The organism is Stakelama portus, from assembly GCF_003171655.1.
Taxonomy (GTDB): domain Bacteria; phylum Pseudomonadota; class Alphaproteobacteria; order Sphingomonadales; family Sphingomonadaceae; genus Sphingomonas; species Sphingomonas portus.
In genome coordinates this window covers 635,108-654,194 of sequence record NZ_QFZL01000001.1, presented here as the reverse complement: position 1 = coordinate 654,194, position 19,087 = coordinate 635,108, and the positions used below count along the sequence as shown (strand labels likewise).

Genomic DNA, 19,087 nt, shown 5'->3' with positions numbered 1-19,087 from the left:
CCGATGTCCGATGTTGCGTCCCCCTCTGCCGAACCGCCCTATTTGCAGGGTCTGAACCCGCCGCAGCGCGAAGCGGTGCTGACGACCGAAGGGCCGGTGCTGGTGCTGGCGGGTGCCGGGACGGGCAAGACCGCCGCGCTGACCCGGCGGCTGGCGCACCTGCTCTGGACGCGCAAGGCCTATCCCAGCGAGATTTTGTCGGTCACCTTCACCAACAAGGCGGCGCGCGAAATGCGCGAGCGCGTCGGACAGATCGTCGGCGATGCGGTCGAAGGCATGCCCTGGCTCGGCACGTTCCACGCGATCGGAGCGAAGATGCTGCGCCGCCATGCCGAACTGGTCGGACTGCAGAGCAATTTCACCATCCTCGATACCGACGATCAGCTGCGCCTGCTCAAACAGCTGATTCAGGCCGAGGAGCTGGACGAGAAACGCTGGCCCGCGCGCCAGCTGGGCGGGCTGATCGACAATTGGAAGAATAAGGGGCTCACCCCCGAAATGCTCGATGCCGGCGATAACGAAAGTTACGCCAATGGCCGCGGGCAACATATGTACAAGCTCTATCAGGATCGGCTGAAGGCGCTCAACGCCTGCGATTTCGGCGATCTGCTGCTCCACATGCTGACGATATTGCGCACGCATCGCGATGTTCTGGAACAGTATCAGCAGCGTTTCCGCTACATCATGGTCGACGAATATCAGGACACCAACAGCGTCCAGTATCTGTGGCTCCGCCTGCTCGCGCAGGAGCGCAGGAATATCTGTTGCGTCGGCGATGACGACCAGTCGATCTATAGCTGGCGCGGCGCGCAGGTGGAAAATATCCTCAAGTTCGAAAAGGATTTTCCCGGCGCCAAGGTGATCCGCCTCGAACAGAATTACCGTTCCACCCCGCACATATTGGGCGCCGCATCGGGCGTGATCGCGCAAAATAGCGGGCGGCTGGGCAAGACGTTGTGGACCGAACTCGACGCGGGCGAAAAGGTGCGCGTGATCGGCGTGTGGGACGGACCCGAGGAAGCGCGGCGGATCGGCGAGGAAATCGAACGCGGCCAGCGCGACGGCAAGTCGCTCGACGACTTCGCGATCCTCGTCCGCGCCCAGCATCAGACCCGCGAGCTGGAAGACCGGTTCATCGCGATCGGCCTGCCCTATCGCATTGTCGGCGGTTTTCGCTTCTATGAGCGCGCCGAAATCCGCGACGCACTCGCCTATCTGCGCGTCGTCGCGCAGCCTGCCGACGACCTTGCATTCGAACGCATCGTCAATACGCCCAAGCGTGGCCTTGGCGACAAGGCAGTGGCGAAGGTGCACCAGCTGGCACGGCGCGAAGGCATCCCGCTCACCACAGCGGCCGCGCGCATTCTCGACACCGACGAGCTTACCGCGCAGGCGCGGCGATCGCTCGGCAATCTGGTCGGCGATTTCGCGCGCTGGCGCAGCATGGGCGACGAACTGCCCCACCCCGAGCTGGCCCGCCAGATCCTCGACGAAAGCGGCTATACCGCGATGTGGCAGGCCGATCGTTCGGCCGAAGCCGCCGGACGCCTTGAAAACCTCAACGAACTCGTCCGGGCGATGGAGGAATATGAAACGCTCGGCGCGTTCCTCGAACATGTCAGCCTGGTGATGGACAATGACGCCAATGCCGAAGAGGCCAAGGTGACGATCATGACGATCCACGCCGCCAAGGGGCTGGAGTTCGACACGGTGTTCCTTGCCGGGTGGGAGGAAGGCATCTTCCCCAGCCAGCGCGCGCTCGACGAAGGCGGTCAGGCGAGCCTGGAGGAGGAACGCCGCCTCGCCTATGTCGCGATCACCCGCGCGCGGCGGATGGCAGTGATCCTGCACGCGGCAAACCGGCGCATCTATGGCCAGTGGACCAGCAGCATCCCCAGCCGCTTTGTCGGCGAATTACCGGCCGAACATCATGAAGCCGAAACGACGATGAGCGGCGGCGAAAGCCTGTGGCGCGCAAACTGGAGCGAACGCAGCGACCCCTTCGCCGATGTCGCGCGCGGCACGGGACGCGGCCCGGGATGGAAACGCGCGGCGGGCGTCGATCTGAAGAACCTGGGCGGCGGCTTCACCAGCCGCAGCTTCAGCCGCGAACCCGCGCGCGTGCTCGAAAGCAAGGCCAGCGCCGTCAGCTTCGGCGCCAAACCGCGCGACGACCTGTCAAAGGGCCAGCGCGTCTTTCACCAGAAATTCGGATACGGCATCATCGCCGAAATCGAAGGCAACAAGCTGGAAATCGATTTCGAACAGGCAGGGCGAAAGCGCGTGATGGACAGTTTCGTGAGCGTGGCGTGACGGTTCGCACGGTACACTACGGCATGGATCGTGCGTCGCCACGCGCTGTTCCTTTTGTGAAATTTTGCGCTGCACCGCGCATGGACAGGGGGAACGTTTCACCCGGCGAACAAGTTATGCGGCGAAAGGGAGAAATCATGCGCCGCACCATCGCCACCGCCATCCTTGCCTCCGCCACGATCACGCCGATCGCTGCATCGGCACAGGAATCCGACACGCGCACGCGCGTCGGTATCGGGCCGCAGGTCACGCCCAGCTTTCCCGGATCGGACAAGGTCAGCTTCAGCCCGATGTTCGAACTGTCGCGGGCAAAGGGCGACGATTTCTTCGAATATGAAGCCCCCGACGAAAGTCCGTCGATCGCGGTGTTGAAGAGCGGCCCGTTCGAAATCGGCCCGACGATCAATTTTCAGGGCGCGCGCGGGCGGCGCGAAGCCGGTGTCGAACTGACCAAGGTCGATTTCACGGTCGAACTGGGCGGTTATGCCAATCTCTGGATCGCCGACAATTTCCGCCTGCGCGGCGAAGTCCGCTATGGCGTCAACGGCCATGAGGGGCTGATCGGTTCGCTCGCCGCGGATTATGTCGTGCGCGATGGCGACAATTGGGTATTTTCCGTCGGCCCGCGCGTGGCGATCGTCAATGATCGCTATGAAAGCGCCTATTTCGACGTGACTCCGACGGATGCGGCAACATCGGGCCTGCCGCTGTACGACGCCGATGGCGGCATCCATTCGGCCGGCGCGATGGCCAGCTATATGCGCAAGCTCGATCGACGCTGGGGCCTTTTCAGCTATGTGAAATATGACCGGTTGCTGGGCGACGGCAGAAATTCGCCGATCGTCACTCAATTGGGCAGCGACAATCAGTTTTCCGGCGGAATCGGGATATATTACACGTTCGGCGCTGCGCGCGACTGACCGTTCAGCGCACCCCGCGCGTGATATAGACCGGGTTGGCAATGCACGGGCGGCCATTGAGCGTGCTGTCGAACGTTCCCGAATAGCTGGTGACGTCATCGCTCCGCCACGTCGCGAGATATCCATAGCCGCCATTCGCCCAATAGGGACAGCGATAGACGTTCGAAACGACCGGCGAGCGATTGCTGTCGCGCTGATACCGACGGATCTGCGCGCGCTTGCGTTCCAGGCATGATTGGCTCAGCCCGCGATATTCGCCGTTTCGATACACTTCGCATTGCGCATAGTCGCCGTCGCTCAGCGTCTGGGCTTCAGCCGGCGGCGCAACCAGCAACATCGCTCCGGCAGTGGCTGCTGCTGCGAGATAAGCGCGTGAATCCATGGTTCGGCTCCTCCGTTTCCGGTTCGCGCCGCACGCGGGGGCAAGCATCGCCCCGAGCGGCAAGGCCAGTCGAAAACGCCACGCGCCCCCGACAACCGGTTACGGATGTGAAACGGATCGCCTGAATTGACGATGAACGCGAGTGCAGCCGCCGGTTTTCGTCAATCGCGCGCAGTTTCGCCAGCGCCCTCGCCGGTGCTGCGCAGCAGCGCGTCGATCGGATGGACGGCGCCGTTCTTTGCGACTTCGGTGCCGGGAAGCAGATGCGCGGTTGCGCCGTCGGGTGCGGACACGATGATCGCATCGCCTTCCTTGCGGAAGGTGAGGATATTGTCGTCCATCGTCGTCATTTCGACGCTGCCGCCATTCGCCTTGATCGCATTGGCGATGTCCTGATCGGTCAGCAGCCCCGGCACGATATGCGCACGCAACAGCGCGGCGGCGAGCGCGCCGGCGCCTTCGCTCTTGCTGTCGAGCGCGGCGGCATCCTGGCCGATTGCGGCATAGGCGGCGTCGTTGGGAGCGAAGACCGTATAGGGCCCGATTCCGTCGAGCACATCCTCAAGCCCCGAGCTTTTGACCAGCGCGCCGGTCCGATCGAGCGTGTCGATTTGATCGAGCGCCACCGCCACCGTGCGGTCGCTGGGCGTGAGCGCGTCGGAACGCTTGGCATCGCCGCCATCGGTACATGCCGACAGCATCAGTCCGATCGCCATGACCGGCGCGATCATCCCACGCATCGGCTTTCCTTCCTTGTCGTTCATCGCAAACCTCACCCGATCAGGACAATAGCTGGATCGCCGCCTGCACCAGCCGCGTGGTGGGGTCGACCTGATACACATAGCCGTCCGAATAGCGGTACCAGCTCTGCGGCGTATCCTGATAGCGGCTGCGATATGCATAGGGCACGTTATAGACGCCATAGCCGGCGGGCATCGGCGAGCCGATCGACCATTCGTCGCCGGTCATCAGCGCGGCGACCGACTGTATCGCCTGGGTCTGCGGATCGACGCCATAGAGTACCCCATTGGCGTAGCGATAGGCCGACGCGTCGCTATACCCGTAATAATCGACATAATAATCGGGCACCGCCTGGGCGGCATAGCCCGCCGGCCATGGATTGCCGACCGACAGCGCGCCGCCGAGCAGCGGCAGCCACGAAACCAGCGTGTCGCTGGCGGGGCGGATCCGATAGAGATAGCCATCGGCATAGCGATAGCGGTCATTGTCGCCGCGAACCGGATGCTGCCACCAGCTGTCATACCATTGCCGCTGCCCGGCGATCTTGCGTGCCTGCCCCGGCGGCAGACAGCGATTGCCGCGCTTTGCCAGACCCGGCGGGCAACCATCGATCAGGTGTACGGTGCGAACCGGCAGCCGCTGCAGCCGCGAAGGCTGCTCGATACGCACGACGCGATCGGGACCCCGTCGCGGATTGTCGCGCCACACATCGATGCGACGGCGTTCGGGCGCGACCGGACGGATGTCGCGCTCCGCTGCACCGACCGGGCGGTCGTGCGCGATGTCGCGGCGATCGGGCTGCGGCCGATCGGGCATCGCGCGCTGTGGCGCATGCAGCTCCGCGCGCTGCGGGCCGCCGCGCTGTTCAAGCTGGCCGGGCGCGGGCGGATGGCGTTGCGGCGTCGCGCGATCGGCGTGCGGGCCACGATCGCCTTGGGGACGGGCGTTGTCGGGGGCGCGCCGGGCATGGGCCGGACCGGCATTGCCGCGACGCTCGCCGGCTTTCGCCTTGTCATGGCCGGGACCGCCATTGCCGTGCGACTGTGCAAATGCCGGCGCGGCAAGGACCAGAAGTGCCGCAGTCGATGCGGCAAGGGCGCTACGCATATCACTCTCCAAAAAAGTGGAGAAGGAACGGAATGCGCGCGCCAGGGTTCCCATGTCCTGCGCAAAGCGGGCTCGACAAGCCGGGTCTTCCCGCCGTAAGCAAAGCGATTATTGCCGGTTTTTGGGCAGGTTTCGTGGCAACCGGCATGTGAGGCAGGGGGATTTCCGAATGGCCAGCATATTTTCTCGGCTGAAGGCGCTTTTCACCGGCAAGAAAACCGAAGCCGCAGCACCGCCGCCGCCGCCCGCACCGGCCCCTGCTCCTGCTCCCGCGCCGACAGCGGCTCCAGCGCCCGCACCGGCTCCGGTTCCCGCGCCTGCACCGACAGCGGCTGCCAAACCGGCGCCGGCACCCGCCGCGAAAAAAACGCCTGCAAAGCCGAAAACCACGGCCAAGCCGAAAGCCGCCGCCAAGCCCAAGGCACCCACCACGCCCAAGGCGCCCGCCAAGGCTGAGGCGACCAAGGCGGCTCCGGCCGCGAAGGCCGCATCGGCACCCAAGCCGGCAGCGAAGCCGAAGACGGCAACCGCCCCGAAACCGGCAGCCAAGCCCGCGACAAAGACCAAGGCGGCAACCGCGCCCAAGGCAGCCGAAAAGCCCAAGGCCGAAGCCGCGCCCAAAGCGGCAAAGCCGAAAAGCGCGCCAGCCAAGCCCGCCGCTGCAAAGGCACCGGCAAAGACGGCAACTGCAAAGGCGCCTGCCAAGCCCGCCGCCACCAAAGCTGCGGCTGCCAAACCCGCGCCGGCAAAGAAACCCGCATCCGCAAAACCCGTGGCAGCCAAGGCGCCGGCAAAGGCCAAGGCGCCTGCCAAGCCCAAGGCCGCAGCGGCCGCGCCGGCGACTGCCGCCGCCGCCGCGAGCGACAGCCGTTCGCGCGCCGAACTGTATGAAGAAGCCAAGAAGCGCGACATTCCCGGCCGTTCGGCCATGTCGCGCGAACAGCTGATCGCGGCGCTCGCCGGTAAATGATCCGCAAGCGGACGGCCTGAGCGTCGCCCGCCATTTGCGTCAGCGGCGTGCGCTCATGCCTCGCCGTCGATCCGCTTGCTGAGGAAATAGCGGCGACTGCCGACCGGGTGATCCTCGATCGTACCGAACAGCGTGAATCCCAGCTTTTCGTAAAAGCCGCGCGCCTGAAATTCGAAGGTGTCGAGCCGGATCCCGACGCATCCGTCGGCGCGGGCGATACGCTCCGCCTCTGCCATCAGCGCCGCGCCCAGCCCCTGCCCGCGCGCATCCTCAGGCACGACGAGCAAATCGACGAACATCCAGTCATAGCCGATGCTGCCCCACAAACCGCCGCGTTCGATGCCGTCGTCATCGCGCAGCAGGATCGCGACCGGCCGATGGCGCCCGTCCCCCGCCTGCGCCTGATTATAGGCGCGCAGCGGTTCGAGGATCGCCTCGCGATGCACCGTGTCGGGCGTTTCCGGCACATGCAGCCGGAAACCGCCGGTTCGGGACATCAGAAGACCGCGCGAGCCGAGGGTTCGCCCATCATCGCCTGACGCACCAGCGGGATCGGCGGGCCGCCATAGCTGAGGAACTGGTCGTGAAACGCCTTCCATGCCCGGCGACCGCCGTTGCGCGCGGTCCAGTCCTCACGCAGCTTGCGGATCATCAGCTTGCCCATCGTGTAGTTGAGATAGGCGGGATCATAAGTGCCGCGCGCCGCCTGCTGACGCGCATTGCCTTCGTCGATATAGCATTGCTGCTGGAACATCTGCTGTGCCTGTGCCTGGGTCATCCCCTGGGTGTGCAGGCCGATCGCCGCCAGAAAACGGCAATCGCGCAGCAGCGCGTTGGAAAGCTGGCCGATATGCGTCGCGCTGTCGCCTTCGCGCAGCCCCGCCTCCCACATCATTTCCTCGGTATAATGCGCCCAGCCCTCGGCAAAGGCATAGCCGACGAAGATCCGGCCCATGATCGACTGCGATCGGTTGGCGTGAAGAAACTGAAGGAAATGGCCCGGCATCACTTCGTGCACGGTGGTGAACAGCAGATCGGGTTCGGACGGGATATAGGCGCGCTGCACTTCCGCCGGCCAGCTCGGGTCGGGCGGCGAGATGTAATAGATCGACGGCAGTCCCTTATCGAACGGACCGGGGATGTCGATATAGGCCGAATTCTGCCGGTTATAGGGCGGCGATTCCCGCACTTCGGCTTCTTCGGTACCGGGGATCGACACCAGGTCCTTTTCGATCACGAACTGGCGGAGATCGGGAATCTGCGCCTTTGCCGCTTCGACCGGGCCATCTTTCGGCTTTTCGGCCGACATCTTGTCGATGCAGGCGGCGATCGTCTCGCCCTGCGCGAATTTGGCGCATTCGGCGGCAAGCGCATCCTGATTGCGCTTCAGATCGGCCTGACCGACCTGAACCAGCGCGTCGATCGTGATGTCGACGCCCTCGGTCTGCTTCAGCATGCGCAGAAACCGTTCGGGGCCGAGTGCAAAATCCTGGGTCGCGGTGTCGCGCTGGCCGTTCATCCAGTCGCGCAGGTCACGCATCGCCTTGGATGCCTTGGCAGCGGCGGCGTCATATTGGTGCTGCAGCTCGGCGTCCTGAACCTCGGCAAAGGCCGCCTTGCCATCGCCGGTATAATAATCGGCAAAACCGCCGAAAGCGGCAGTGCCGTAATCGACGAAGCTCAACGGCAACGGCCCCTTGAGGTTCGCCTGGATCGCAGCGGTCGCCGCCGGAATAGCGTTCAGATACGCGACCATCGCCCGCATCCGCGTCGCGCCATCGGCATATTCGCGCGCGATATAGACGTTGGGATCGAGGCTGCCGACATACCAGGCCGGGTTCTTGTGCGGCTGATCGGCATCCTCGAGCCAGAACAGCGCGCCTTCGGCGACCTTGACCAGATAATCGCGTTCGAACCGGTCCTGAATACCGAGTCCGGTAAAGCCGCGCGCCTGACGAATCGTGGTCTTGAGGAACTCGCCGCGCCGTTTCAGGCCCTCGGCGCTCCAGTCGGGCAACTGCCCGTCATATTCGTGGCGGCCCTGATAGACGGCAAAGGCGGGATCGAGTTCGAACCAGCGTTCGATCGTATCGTCGCGAAACTGGGACCAGTTGCCCGCCTGAAGCGAGGTCTGATTGCCGGTAATCGGGTTATCGGCCGCCGGCGAACATGCCGCCAATGCCAATATCCCCAGAATAAGCGGCAAGCCTATCCGCATCCCAATTCCTCTCCCGTCTCGATCGCACCGCGATAATGGTGACTCGCGGCGCGACTTGCCAGCCCGGACGGGTTTTGCGGCGTTGCGAAATTCGTTCGTTGCCGCAGATGCCAGACCAGGACTAAGGCGCACAGAATGCCGTCGCATCCGCTCGCCGTCCACAACTTCCGCGTCTATTGGATCGCGCGGCTTTGCGCCACCCTTGCGCAGATGGCGATGGTCATCGTTATCGGGTGGCAGGTCTATGACCTTGCCCGCGAGACGATGAGCATCAAGGAAGCCTCGTTTCAGCTGGGCCTGATCGGGCTGGCGCAGTTCCTGCCGCTGCTTGCCCTTTCGTTGCTCGCCGGATGGGTGGCCGATCGCATCGACCGGCGCTGGATCGCCCGCGCGTCGGTGGCGCTGGAGGCCGGGTGCGCGCTGACGCTCGCCTGGCTGACCTGGACGGGCACGATTTCGTTGCCCGCGCTGTTCGCGATCGCCGCGCTGCTGGGCGTCGCGCGGGCATTTGCCGGACCCGCACTGCAGGCATTGGCGCCCAATCTGGTGCCGCTCGCGCTGTTGCCGACGGCGATCGCGCTCAGTTCGATGTCGTGGCAGGTCGGGGTGGTGATCGGCCCGGCGATGGGCGGCTATCTCTATGCCGCCGCCGACTGGCTCGCCTATGCCGTTTCGGGCGGGCTGTTCCTGATTTCGCTGCTGCTGCTGTTCCTGATTTCGCCCGTCGCGCGCACCGCCACGCGCAAGGACCGCAACCCGTGGCTGCAGATGATAGACGGGCTGCATTATGTGCGCCGCAACCGACTGGTGCTGGGCGCGATCTCGCTCGATCTGTTCGCGGTGCTGCTGGGCGGCGCGACGGCGATGCTGCCGGTTTATGCCCGTGACATCCTGCATATCGGCGCCGACGGCCTTGGCCATCTCCGCGCGGCGCCTGCGCTGGGCGCGGTGATAACCGCGACGGCATTTTCCTGGCGCCCGCTGCGTACCGAAGTCGGACGCAAGATGCTGTGGTCGGTCGCCGCATTCGGCCTGGCGACGGTCGTGTTCGGGCTGGCGGGGCCGGGACTGACATGGATGATCGGTCCCTCGGCAACGGGCAGCGACCTGTCGCCCGCCGTGCTGGTGTCGCTGGTGGCATTGTTCGCGCTCGGCGCGGCCGACATGGTGTCGGTCTATGTCCGCCAGTCGCTGATCCAGCTTTATACGCCCGACGACATGCGCGGCCGCGTCGGTGCCGTGGCGACGCTGTTCGTATCCGGGTCGAACGAGCTGGGCGAAGCCGAATCGGGGTTTCTCGCCGCGCTGATCGGCCCGGTCGCGGCGGTGGTCGGCGGCGGCATCGGCGCGATTCTGGTGACGATGCTCTGGGCGCGACTCTTTCCCGAGCTGCCCCGCGCGCGCACCTTCGACGTGCCTGATTCGCACGATATTCCGTCGGCGGACCCGAAATCGGGCTGATATTTCAGACGACTGGCCGGCATTTACCGAACCTTTGGGTTCTGTTCGCAAACTTGCCCCGATCAGCGGCGGGGGAATTGAGATGCGCGAGCCGCGCGCCAGCGACACACCGACCCATCCGGACAACCGGCCACGCGGCGCCGCCGGGAAACGCGGCACGCGCCTGCTCGCGGCTGCCGTGGCGATGGCGATGTTCCTGTGGCTGACCATGGCGGTCACCGGCACAGCGCGCGGACCGGGGCTGTTTCTTGCCCTGTCCTATCTGCTGCTGGTGTTTCTTTTGCTGGCGGCGCGCGACGTCGAGCGTGACGCCGCCGCGCGACCCTCGCTTTTTTCCGCCTTTGCCGAAGGCGCGCTGTGGCACGGGCTGTGCGGCGCGTTTCTGATCTTTCTCGGGCCGCTCGTCTATCTCGCCTTCATCGTCGCGGGCGGATCGGGATCGATGGCCTATCGGTGGCTGGGCACCCCGCGCTGAACGATCGCACCTTGCGCATTCGCACCGCTCGCCCCAAGTCGCGTTCCTGAAATCACGGAGGAAGCGATGAAGGCCCAGACGATCCTCGAAACGATCGGCAACACCCCGCACATCCGGATGCAGCGTCTGTTTCCCGACGCCGAAGTGTGGATCAAATCCGAACGCTCCAATCCCGGCGGGTCGATCAAGGACCGTATCGCCCTGGCGATGATCGAGGCGGCCGAAGCGTCGGGCGACCTAAAGCCCGGCGGGACGATCGTCGAACCGACCAGCGGCAATACCGGGGTGGGACTGGCGATGGTCGCGGCGGTCAAGGGATATAAACTGATCCTGGTCATGCCCGAAAGCATGTCGATCGAGCGGCGCCGGCTGATGCTGGCCTATGGCGCCAGCTTCGACCTGACGCCGCGCGAAAAGGGCATGAAGGGCGCGATCGAACGCGCGATCGAGATTGTCGGCGAAACGCCCGGCGCATGGATGCCGCAACAGTTCGAAAATCCCGCCAATATCGACGCGCATGTCCGCACGACCGCGCAGGAAATCCTGACGGATTTCGCCGACAGCCCGCCCGATGCGGTGATCACCGGGGTCGGCACCGGCGGCCACATTACCGGCGTCGCCGAAACGCTCAAGAAAAGCTGGCCGAAGCTGCAGGTATTCGCGGTCGAGCCCAAGGCATCGCCGGTGATTTCGGGCGGACAGCCCGCCCCGCATCCGATTCAGGGGATCGGCGCCGGGTTCGTTCCCGCCAATCTCCACACCGCCGCGATCGACGGCGCGATCCAGGTCGATGCCGAGGACGCCAAGGAAATGGCCCGCCGCGCCGCGAGCGAGGAAGGGATGCTGGTCGGCATTTCTTCGGGCGCGACTCTGGCGGCGATCGCACAGAAGCTGAAAGAGCTTCCCGCCGGTTCGCGGGTGCTGGGGTTCAATTATGATACAGGTGAACGCTATTTGTCGGTTCCTGACTTCCTTCCGGAGGCTTGAACCGACTCGACGTTAACGTGGGATTCAGGTTACGCTGCGCGAGTCGGGGATAAACGCTTGAGACTTCCGGGGGGAACTCGTGCGCAATGCGATGATTTGCGTCAGCATCATGCTGGCGGTGTTTTTGGGGTGGCCGCTGGCTTTCGGCGGCGACGGCGATGCGGGCTATCGTCCGCAACTGGCAAAGCCGGATGCGGCAGAGGCAGCGCAACCGCTTCGCGCGGAAACAACGCCTGTTTCGGCTGCGGCGCCGGTGTCCGCTCCCGTTCAGGGGCCACCCGAAAGCTGTTACAAACGCTATCAGCGTCAGGTTCGGACCTGTTCGAACGGCAACGGCGCTGCCTGTCGGCTGAAGGCTGCGGATAATTGGGATCTGTGCGAGGCAACCGGCTTCTGGCCGGAAGCCTGATCGCGATTCCGATCTGAGCGGCGCAGCTTCGCGTCCATCTGGCGCGTGGCGACTTGTACTTGCGGCCTGGCGCATTACTTGCTGGCGCTATGATGGCGCGCGTCCGGCTACTTTCCTTGCATTTGCATATTCTGTCGCGACCCAACGCGACGGGAGGGCGCTGACGTGCACAGCATCCGGCAATCGGTTCATGGCGTTCCGGTGCCGCTGCGCATCCTGCTGGGCATAGTGGGCTGTATCGCCATCGCCCTGCCCTCGATCGTCGTCGCGACCGTGCCGCGTATCGTGATCGTGCCGCCCGAAGCGGCAGAGGCCGTCAAACCGCAGCGTATCGTTCCCAAGGAAGAATTGCCGCCGGTCGAGCCGGTCGATTTCGCCGAAGTCGATCCCGACGACGCGCGCGCGATCAACGCCGCCGTGCCCTTTTCCTCGCTGCCCAACCCGGCTGCGCGCGCGTTCCGCATTACCGGAACGCCGGAGGATCGCGAACGGGCAATCGATTGTCTTGCCGCCGCCGTATATTATGAAGCGGGCGACGATGCCGAAGGACAGCGCGCCGTCGCGCAGGTGGTGATCAACCGCGTACGCCACCCGGCCTTCCCCAAATCGGTCTGCGGCGTCGTGTTTCAGGGTTCCGAGCGGCGTACGGGGTGCCAGTTCACCTTTACCTGCGACGGATCGATGGCGCGTCAGCCCGGCGAAGCGGCGTGGACGCGTGCGCGCGACGTCGCAAAACAGGCGCTGAACGGCGAAGTCTATCGTCCGGTCGGACACGCGACTCATTACCATACCGACTGGGTCGTCCCCTATTGGAGCTCGAGCCTCGAAAAGATCACCGAGGTGCATTCGCACCTTTTCTTCCGCTGGACCGGATGGTGGGGTACGCCGCCGGCGTTCACGCGCGCCTATGCCGGAGCCGAGCCTGTCGAACCGCTGCTCGCGCGGCTTTCGGGCGAACATGGCGATGTGATCGAGGCCGCACGCGCGCAAGCCGATGCGATCCCCGAAAACGCGCTGCCCAAACCGATGGCCGGCGATCCCGACAGTTTTCTCGTCACGCTCGATCCGGGCATGGATCCGGAAGAATTTCCCGCGCTTGCGATCCGCGCCTGCGGCAATCGCGACCGATGCAAGTTCATGGGATGGATGTCGGCGAGCGCCACACCCGCCAGCCTGCCGCTGTCATCGGGTCAGGTCGCGACGATGGCGTTCAGCTATCTGCGGATCGGTCAGCAGGGATTCAGCAAGGCGCTGTGGAATTGCGACCGATTCAACCGCCCAAGCCCGTTGCAATGCATGCGCCCGCAACCGCTGGCGACGTTGCGACCGCAAACCTCGCTGCCGACCCCGACGCCACTGCCTTCGCCGGTATATGTCGATGAAGGGCCGTCCGGACTTGCCGGCGTGCGCCGCGCACCCGCCCCGCAGCCGACCGAGAGCAGCACGCCGATGGCTGCGCCGGGCAACACCACCCGCGCGCAATGATCAGATGCGTGCGATCAGGCTGCTCGCCACGCCGCGCGCCTCGGCAACATTGAGGTCGAGAATATCGGGCCGCTCGCGGCCGGTTTCGCCGGCGGTCGAGATCAATATCGTCGCGACCCCGAACAGCCGCTGCGTCAGCGACTGGTGCAGCGCCACCATCTGAATCCGGTCATAAGGCAACACCCATTGCCGCCGCGTCAGGACGCCGCGCCGCACCTGAAGGCTATGCCCATAGAGCGCATAGCCGTGATAGCGCCGCTGGAGCAGCGCGACGCCGAGGATCGCCGGGATCAACAAAAGCACGGGCCAGGCAGCCGACAGCCAGAGGACCAGCGCCAGCAACGCCAGCGAGGGCAACAGCCCGCGCTTGAGGAACACGCGCGGCACATGCGCGAGCGCAACGGGGCGTAATCCGATCGGGTCGAATTCCGGCAAGCCGCTGACTGCCATCAGCTCGGCAAGTTTGGCGTCCCGCACGAACGGCGCGATCCTGTGGCGGCCGCCGGGATCGTCGCTGCCGCCCAGCGTCTGTACCGAAAGGCCCGCATAGCCCAGCCAGCCGCGCAACCAGGCACGCCGAACGACCGCCAGCTGGATGCGGGGAATCGCAAGGATGCTCTCGCCGCGCGACAGAAAGCCCGCGACGCGGCGCAGCCGCCCGCGATCGAGCGTCAAACGGAAATCGAAATCGCGCAGCAAGGTGCTGATCATGCCCGAAACCAGCCCGAGCAGGATCAGGACCAGCGGCAGCAGCAACAGCCGCCCGGTAGTGAAATCGGCGCGGTGCAGCTGAAACCAGTCGAACACATCGCCAAGGTCATAGCCGGTGACGTCATCGACAAACTGCAACAGACCGAATCCCGCAGCGACCCAGAATAGCGAGAAGCTTAAAATGCCGGACAGGAGCAACGCGCCGACGCCAAGGCGATAGAGCAGCCGTTCGTCCGACTCCGCCGCCTCACCTGCTGTGTCGACTGCCACCGCCCTGGCCTCGCCGCGCACGACGACGCGCAACCGGCGCGCCTCATCGAGCGAGACCATGTCGAGCAGCGCTTCGTCCCGCCCGCCGCCGCCGGTTTCCATCCGCACCCGCGCCAGCCCGGCGAGCCGCTGAATGGGGTTCTGCTCGATCCCGATATCCTGAACCCGTTCGAGCGGGATGACGCGCCGGTGGCGGCTGAGCACCCCGCTGTCGATCACCAGTTCGTCGCCGGTCAGGCGATAGGTGGTGCGCCACCAGCCGAGCCAGCACAGAAACAGCATCGCCGCCGCCCCTGCCCCCAGAATCGCGAGGATCGCCGGCCCGCTCGCATCCGCGCGCCACAGGCCGAATAGGATCGCCAGTGCAGTCGGGATGCTCGACCGCGCACCCGTCAGGATCGCGAAAAAGGGCGTTATCGGGTGCAGCCGGCGCGGCGCGCGCCCGGCATCTTCCGCTACCATGGTTCGGCGGTCAGACGCGGTCGAATATCGTCGCGTATCGCTTCGGCTTCATCATGCGGCAATCCGGGCAGCGTCATGGCACTGCCCGCCGTATGGACCACCAGCGTCGCCACGCCGAACCAGCGCTCGAACAGCGAGCGGCTGATGTCGATATGCTGGATGCGTGCGATCGGCACGATGCTGTGGATACGTTCCAGCCAGCCCTGGCCGACATGCAATTCGCGACCGGTATAGGCAAAGCCGATACGATGCCATTTGCGATCGGCGGCGATCAGGATCGACCAGAGACCGATCAGCAGAACCGGCCCGGCAATCACGCCATGCGGCCAATCCCATATATACCAGGCCGCGAAGTCGCCGACCGCGGCAATCGCCGTGTAGAATAAGGTATGCACCACCGCCTGCAGCCGCAAAACGTGCAGATAGCCCCGGCTGACAAGTTCCAACGATATGGTTTCGAGCGCCACGCGCCGGTTATGCGCGCAACGGGCGCCGTTTCTCAAGCGAAACAGCGCCCGTCACGGGTTTTGCCTCAGGCCGCTTCGAACGCTTCGGGTTCGAGCGCCATGATGGTGTCGCTGCCCGCTTCGATCTGCGAACGCAGCGACGCGGTGCGCGGCAGGATGCGATCGGCATAATAGCGGGCAGTGACCAGCTTGGTCTCAAGGAACTTCGTGTCGCTGTCGCCGCCGGCCAGCCCGGCCTGCGCGGCGGTTGCCATGCGCAGCCACATCAGCCCGATCGCGACGACGCCGGTCAGTTCCATATAGGGATAGGCGGCGGCGCCGACGTCGTTCGGGTTCTTGAACCCGTTCTGCGCCATCCACATCGTTGCGGCCTGCATGTCGCCCATCGCCTTTTCGAGCTTGGCGGCGAAATCGGCCAGCTTTTCGTCCTGCTTGGCCTCGGCGATCTCGCCGCTCACCAGCTTGAAGAAGGCCTGTACGGCGCGGCCACCCTTGCGGGCGAGCTTGCGGCCGACCAGGTCCATCGCCTGCACGCCATTGGTACCTTCATAGATCATGGCGATGCGGGCATCGCGGACATATTGCTCCATGCCCCATTCGGCGATGTAGCCATGGCCGCCATAGACCTGTTGGCAATCGGTCGCGACCTTATAGCCGATATCGGTGCCATAGCCCTTGATCACCGGCGTCAGCAGCCCGACCAGATCGTCGGCAAGCTCGCGCGCCTCTTCATCGCCCGCATCATGCGACAGATCGACCTGCAGCGCGCCCCACATGCACAAAGCCCGCAGCCCTTCGATCTGCGCCTTGGCTTCCATCAGCATGCGGCGCACGTCCGGATGGACGAACAGCGTATCGGCCTTTTCCTCGGGATCCTTGGGACCGGTCAGCGCGCGCCCCTGACGGCGGTCATTGGCGTATTGCACGCCGTTCTGATAGGCGACTTCGGCAATGCCCAGCCCCTGCAGGCCAACGCCCAGGCGCGCCGCGTTCATCATCACGAACATCGCGGCCAGGCCCTTCATTTCCTCGCCGACCAGCCAGCCCTTGGCGCCGTCATAGTTGAGGACGCAGGTCGAATTGGCGTGAATGCCCATCTTGTGCTCGATCGAGCCGCACGACACGCCGTTGCGCTCACCGATCGACCCGTCGTCATTGACGAGGAATTTGGGCACGACGAACAGCGAAATGCCCTTCGAACTGTCGGGCGCGCCCGGCGTCTTGGCCAGCACGAGGTGAATGATGTTGTCGGCCAGATCATGTTCGCCGGCCGAAATGAAGATCTTGGTGCCGGTGATGGCATAGCTGCCGTCCGCCTGCGGCTCGGCCTTGGTCTTGATCAGGCCCAGATCGGTGCCGCATTGCGGCTCGGTCAGGTTCATCGTGCCGGTCCATTCGCCGGAGATCATCTTGGGGAGATATTTCTCCTTCTGCTCCTGCGAACCATGCGCGAGCAGCGCGGCGACCGCGCCCTTGGTCAGGCCCGGATACATGGCGAACGCCATGTTGGCGCTGATCAGATATTCCTCAAACGCAGTCGACACGATGTGCGGCATGTTCTGGCCGCCAAATTCCTCCGGCGCGCCCAGCGTCATCCAGCCGCCTTCGACAAAGGCTTTATAGGCTTCCTTGAACCCGTCGGGCGTCGTCACGCTGGCATCGTCGTTGCGCTTGCAGCCCTGCTGGTCGCCGCTCTGGTTGAGCGGGAAAAGCTGTTCGGCGACGAACTTGCCGCCTTCTTCCAGCACGGCGTTGACGATTTCGGGCGATGCCGCGGCAAAGGCCGGCAGATTGGCATAGCCATCAAGGCCGATCACCTTTTCCAGGATGAAACGGGTATCGCGGACGGGAGCGGTATAGCGGGGCATTATTCTTCCTCAGTCGTGAGTTTCTTCGTCGGTCACGGCTTCGAGAACCGCGACAAATTCCTGCAATTCGGCCATCGCAGCTTCGATATCCTGCTTCTGACGATCGAGCAGTTCGATCCGTTCGCGACAACGATCGAGCGTCACACGGCGTTGCACGCGACGACCGTCGCCCAGATCATAAAGATCGATCATTTCGCGAATTTCGGCGAGGCTGAAGCCAACGCGCTTGGCGCGCAGGATCCAGGCGAGCCGAGCGCGATCGCGATGGGCATAGATGCGCTGGGTGCCACGCCGCTCCGGCGCGATCAGCCCTTCATCTTCGTAAAAGCGCAGCGCGCGCGGCGTGACGTCGAATTCGGCGCACAGGTCCGAGATCGAAAACTGGTCGCGATCGGTGCGCGGCGCGACCGGTGACAGCGCTTCAAAGCGGGAAACGGCCTTGTTCATGCCGCCCCTATTACTTTACCTTTACGTCAACGTCAATCACTCGTGGCGCAGAGCAGCCGCCCCTTCGGATCGCGCACGGAAGCCGCTTCGACTTCGGATTCGCTCAGCAGGCTCGGCTCGAACCCGGCAAAGGATGCACGGCCCGAACATAGCGATTCGCATCCTTCGGGCACTTGCCCCGGAAAGCGTATCCGCTCGCCGTCATATTGTGCGTCGAAACCGCAATCGCCCTTGCCGCCAAGTTCCAGATGCATGACTTCGCCGACGCGGCTGACCGTGCCCGATCCGGAACAGGTGATGCCGTCGCCATAATCGACAAAGGCGCCGACCTTGTACCCGCCGCCGTCGCGGACGATGCACAGCCGGTCGGTATCGCGCGCATACAGCCCGGCAATCTCGGTATTTTCGGGATCGCGGATCATGCCGCGCGCGAGCGCCGCCGATTCGAGATCGAGCGGCGGGAGCAGGTTCTGGCCATTGTCGACTGCCGGCTCGTCACCGCCGGAACAGGCGGCGAGCATCAGCGCGATCGCTGCGACAAATGCCCTCACAACCGCGCCAGCGTGCCATCGTCCGCAATGCGGCGGTAAAAGCAGCTTGCCGCGCCGGTGTGACAGGCGGGGCCCGCCGGATCGGCGATCACCCATAGCGCGTCCTGATCGCAGTCCACGCGGATCTCGCGCACGTTCAGGAAATTGCCCGAACTCTCGCCCTTGACCCAAAGCCGCCCGCGGCTGCGCGACCAGAATGTCGCCCGCCCGGTCTTTCGCGTCTGCGCAAGCGCGTCGGCATTCATATGCGCGACCATCAACAGCCCGCCGGTCGCCGCGTCGGTCACCACCGCCGTCACCAGCCCGGAAGAATCATATTTGGGATCGAGCGTCGTGCCCGTTTCGCGATCATTGTCCATGCGAGCGGGCTTAGCGCAATTCCCGCGTCAGGTTGAATGCGAATCATGCGATTTCCGCAGGCCGGTCGGCGAACCGTCGCCCCTGCGCAGGCAGGGGCCTATCGCTGCCGGTTGCGTTTGGCCGGCTGACACATGGGTCGCGGCTGATGTGTCAGACAGCGGGAAAAACGGAACAGACATGGGCCCCTGCCTGCGCAGGGGCGACGGAGATTGAAAGCGCGGCCACCTCTCAATGATTCCGAATCGCCTCGATCAACGCGTCCTTGTCCATCTCCGACCGGCCCTCGATGCCGATTTCCTTCGCTTCGTCGTACAGTTCGTCCCTGGTGCGGTCCTCCAGCCGGGTACCGCCATGGTGATCGACATCGCCTTTCGCCTGGGCATTGGCGATTCGCGCGGCCTTTTCCTTCGAGGCTCCCTGGTCGCGCAGCGCTTCATAGATGTCGTCATCCTTGACCTGCTTGCCGTGGTCCTGTGCCATATT

General features: G+C 64.6%; 20 protein-coding genes. 8 read left to right on the top strand and 12 right to left on the bottom strand.

Annotated features, from left to right (window positions below):
- Positions 1-3: 3 nt before the first annotated feature.
- Both DKB74_RS02945 and DKB74_RS02940 read left to right on the top strand, forming a co-directional pair.
- Positions 4-2,313: an ATP-dependent helicase gene (locus tag DKB74_RS02945; protein ID WP_109806586.1), complete on the top strand. Its 2,310-nt coding sequence runs from the start codon at positions 4-6 to the stop codon at positions 2,311-2,313.
- Between the two features lie 137 nt (positions 2,314-2,450).
- On the top strand, positions 2,451-3,233 hold the full coding sequence (locus DKB74_RS02940; RefSeq protein WP_161956781.1) for a MipA/OmpV family protein: 783 nt from the start codon (positions 2,451-2,453) through the stop codon (positions 3,231-3,233).
- A gap of 4 nt (positions 3,234-3,237) precedes the next feature.
- Here DKB74_RS02940 and DKB74_RS02935 read toward each other — a convergent pair whose 3' ends face one another.
- From DKB74_RS02935 to DKB74_RS18755, 3 genes are all read right to left on the bottom strand, one after another.
- Positions 3,238-3,615: a hypothetical protein gene (locus DKB74_RS02935; RefSeq protein ID WP_109806584.1), complete on the bottom strand. Its 378-nt coding sequence runs from the start codon at positions 3,613-3,615 to the stop codon at positions 3,238-3,240.
- 161 nt (positions 3,616-3,776) lie between these two features.
- Positions 3,777-4,379: a fasciclin domain-containing protein gene (locus DKB74_RS02930; protein WP_161956780.1), complete on the bottom strand. Its 603-nt coding sequence runs from the start codon at positions 4,377-4,379 to the stop codon at positions 3,777-3,779.
- Positions 4,380-4,395: 16 nt separating this feature from the next.
- Positions 4,396-5,463 carry a hypothetical protein gene (locus tag DKB74_RS18755; protein WP_161956779.1) on the bottom strand — a complete coding sequence of 356 codons (1,068 nt, stop codon included), beginning with the start codon at positions 5,461-5,463 and terminating at the stop codon, positions 4,396-4,398.
- Between the two features lie 169 nt (positions 5,464-5,632).
- Between DKB74_RS18755 and DKB74_RS02925 the strand changes: the two genes are divergently transcribed.
- The gene (locus DKB74_RS02925) at positions 5,633-6,433 is read left to right on the top strand and encodes a hypothetical protein (RefSeq protein WP_109806582.1); all 801 of its coding nucleotides are present in this window, start codon (positions 5,633-5,635) and stop codon (positions 6,431-6,433) included.
- A gap of 53 nt (positions 6,434-6,486) precedes the next feature.
- Here the strand turns inward: DKB74_RS02925 and DKB74_RS02920 are convergent, their stop codons facing one another.
- The gene (locus tag DKB74_RS02920) at positions 6,487-6,930 is read right to left on the bottom strand and encodes a GNAT family N-acetyltransferase (RefSeq protein WP_109806581.1); all 444 of its coding nucleotides are present in this window, start codon (positions 6,928-6,930) and stop codon (positions 6,487-6,489) included.
- Entirely contained in the window at positions 6,930-8,651 is a 1,722-nt protein-coding gene (locus DKB74_RS02915; protein ID WP_109806580.1) for a DUF885 domain-containing protein, read from the bottom strand. The genes DKB74_RS02920 and DKB74_RS02915 overlap by 1 nt, the downstream gene beginning before the upstream one ends.
- Before the next feature lie 135 nt (positions 8,652-8,786).
- Between DKB74_RS02915 and DKB74_RS02910 the strand changes: the two genes are divergently transcribed.
- The 5 genes from DKB74_RS02910 (at position 8,787) to DKB74_RS02890 (ending at position 13,468) form a co-directional block, all read left to right on the top strand.
- Positions 8,787-10,112, top strand: coding sequence for an MFS transporter (locus DKB74_RS02910; RefSeq protein WP_109806579.1), 1,326 nt, complete (start codon positions 8,787-8,789; stop codon positions 10,110-10,112).
- A gap of 82 nt (positions 10,113-10,194) precedes the next feature.
- Positions 10,195-10,587, top strand: coding sequence for a hypothetical protein (locus tag DKB74_RS02905; RefSeq protein WP_109806578.1), 393 nt, complete (start codon positions 10,195-10,197; stop codon positions 10,585-10,587).
- A gap of 66 nt (positions 10,588-10,653) precedes the next feature.
- Positions 10,654-11,574, top strand: coding sequence for a cysteine synthase A (gene cysK, locus DKB74_RS02900; protein ID WP_109806577.1), 921 nt, complete (start codon positions 10,654-10,656; stop codon positions 11,572-11,574).
- Between the two features lie 79 nt (positions 11,575-11,653).
- Entirely contained in the window at positions 11,654-11,983 is a 330-nt protein-coding gene (locus tag DKB74_RS02895) for a hypothetical protein (protein WP_109806576.1), read from the top strand.
- A gap of 165 nt (positions 11,984-12,148) precedes the next feature.
- A complete protein-coding gene (locus DKB74_RS02890) occupies positions 12,149-13,468 on the top strand; it encodes a cell wall hydrolase (RefSeq protein ID WP_239987346.1) in 1,320 nt (439 codons plus the stop codon).
- On the opposite strand, the gene DKB74_RS02885 is transcribed toward DKB74_RS02890, so the two are convergent.
- The 7 genes from DKB74_RS02885 to DKB74_RS02855 all read right to left on the bottom strand — a co-directional run bounded on the left by DKB74_RS02885 (position 13,469) and on the right by DKB74_RS02855 (position 19,084).
- A complete protein-coding gene (locus DKB74_RS02885) occupies positions 13,469-14,911 on the bottom strand; it encodes a PH domain-containing protein (protein WP_109806575.1) in 1,443 nt (480 codons plus the stop codon). It lies immediately after the preceding gene.
- Entirely contained in the window at positions 14,905-15,378 is a 474-nt protein-coding gene (locus tag DKB74_RS02880) for a PH domain-containing protein (protein WP_161956778.1), read from the bottom strand. The genes DKB74_RS02885 and DKB74_RS02880 overlap by 7 nt, the downstream gene beginning before the upstream one ends.
- 65 nt (positions 15,379-15,443) lie before the next feature.
- The gene (locus DKB74_RS02875) at positions 15,444-17,246 is read right to left on the bottom strand and encodes an acyl-CoA dehydrogenase C-terminal domain-containing protein (RefSeq protein WP_109806573.1); all 1,803 of its coding nucleotides are present in this window, start codon (positions 17,244-17,246) and stop codon (positions 15,444-15,446) included.
- Positions 17,247-17,255: 9 nt separating this feature from the next.
- Entirely contained in the window at positions 17,256-17,693 is a 438-nt protein-coding gene (locus DKB74_RS02870) for a MerR family transcriptional regulator (RefSeq protein ID WP_109806572.1), read from the bottom strand.
- Positions 17,694-17,725: 32 nt separating this feature from the next.
- Positions 17,726-18,244 (bottom strand): hypothetical protein, encoded by a 519-nt coding sequence (locus tag DKB74_RS02865; RefSeq protein WP_109806571.1) that lies wholly within the window; start codon positions 18,242-18,244, stop codon positions 17,726-17,728.
- Positions 18,241-18,603 (bottom strand): phosphoribosyl-AMP cyclohydrolase, encoded by a 363-nt coding sequence (gene hisI / locus DKB74_RS02860; RefSeq protein ID WP_109806570.1) that lies wholly within the window; start codon positions 18,601-18,603, stop codon positions 18,241-18,243. The genes DKB74_RS02865 and hisI overlap by 4 nt, the downstream gene beginning before the upstream one ends.
- A 229-nt stretch (positions 18,604-18,832) precedes the next feature.
- On the bottom strand, positions 18,833-19,084 hold the full coding sequence (locus DKB74_RS02855; protein ID WP_109806569.1) for a DUF7218 family protein: 252 nt from the start codon (positions 19,082-19,084) through the stop codon (positions 18,833-18,835).
- Positions 19,085-19,087 lie beyond the last annotated feature (3 nt).

Coding starts and splice junctions, on each gene's coding strand:
- DKB74_RS02945 (WP_109806586.1), top strand. CDS start 4: ATGTCCGATGTTGCGTCCCCCTCTGCCGAACCGCCCTATTTGCAGGGT.
- DKB74_RS02940 (WP_161956781.1), top strand. CDS start 2,451: ATGCGCCGCACCATCGCCACCGCCATCCTTGCCTCCGCCACGATCACG.
- DKB74_RS02935 (WP_109806584.1), bottom strand. CDS start 3,615: ATGGATTCACGCGCTTATCTCGCAGCAGCAGCCACTGCCGGAGCGATG.
- DKB74_RS02930 (WP_161956780.1), bottom strand. CDS start 4,379: ATGAACGACAAGGAAGGAAAGCCGATGCGTGGGATGATCGCGCCGGTC.
- DKB74_RS18755 (WP_161956779.1), bottom strand. CDS start 5,463: ATGCGTAGCGCCCTTGCCGCATCGACTGCGGCACTTCTGGTCCTTGCC.
- DKB74_RS02925 (WP_109806582.1), top strand. CDS start 5,633: ATGGCCAGCATATTTTCTCGGCTGAAGGCGCTTTTCACCGGCAAGAAA.
- DKB74_RS02920 (WP_109806581.1), bottom strand. CDS start 6,930: ATGTCCCGAACCGGCGGTTTCCGGCTGCATGTGCCGGAAACGCCCGAC.
- DKB74_RS02915 (WP_109806580.1), bottom strand. CDS start 8,651: ATGCGGATAGGCTTGCCGCTTATTCTGGGGATATTGGCATTGGCGGCA.
- DKB74_RS02910 (WP_109806579.1), top strand. CDS start 8,787: ATGCCGTCGCATCCGCTCGCCGTCCACAACTTCCGCGTCTATTGGATC.
- DKB74_RS02905 (WP_109806578.1), top strand. CDS start 10,195: ATGCGCGAGCCGCGCGCCAGCGACACACCGACCCATCCGGACAACCGG.
- cysK (WP_109806577.1), top strand. CDS start 10,654: ATGAAGGCCCAGACGATCCTCGAAACGATCGGCAACACCCCGCACATC.
- DKB74_RS02885 (WP_109806575.1), bottom strand. CDS start 14,911: ATGGTAGCGGAAGATGCCGGGCGCGCGCCGCGCCGGCTGCACCCGATA.
- DKB74_RS02875 (WP_109806573.1), bottom strand. CDS start 17,246: ATGCCCCGCTATACCGCTCCCGTCCGCGATACCCGTTTCATCCTGGAA.
- DKB74_RS02870 (WP_109806572.1), bottom strand. CDS start 17,693: ATGAACAAGGCCGTTTCCCGCTTTGAAGCGCTGTCACCGGTCGCGCCG.
- hisI (WP_109806570.1), bottom strand. CDS start 18,603: ATGGACAATGATCGCGAAACGGGCACGACGCTCGATCCCAAATATGAT.
- DKB74_RS02855 (WP_109806569.1), bottom strand. CDS start 19,084: ATGGCACAGGACCACGGCAAGCAGGTCAAGGATGACGACATCTATGAA.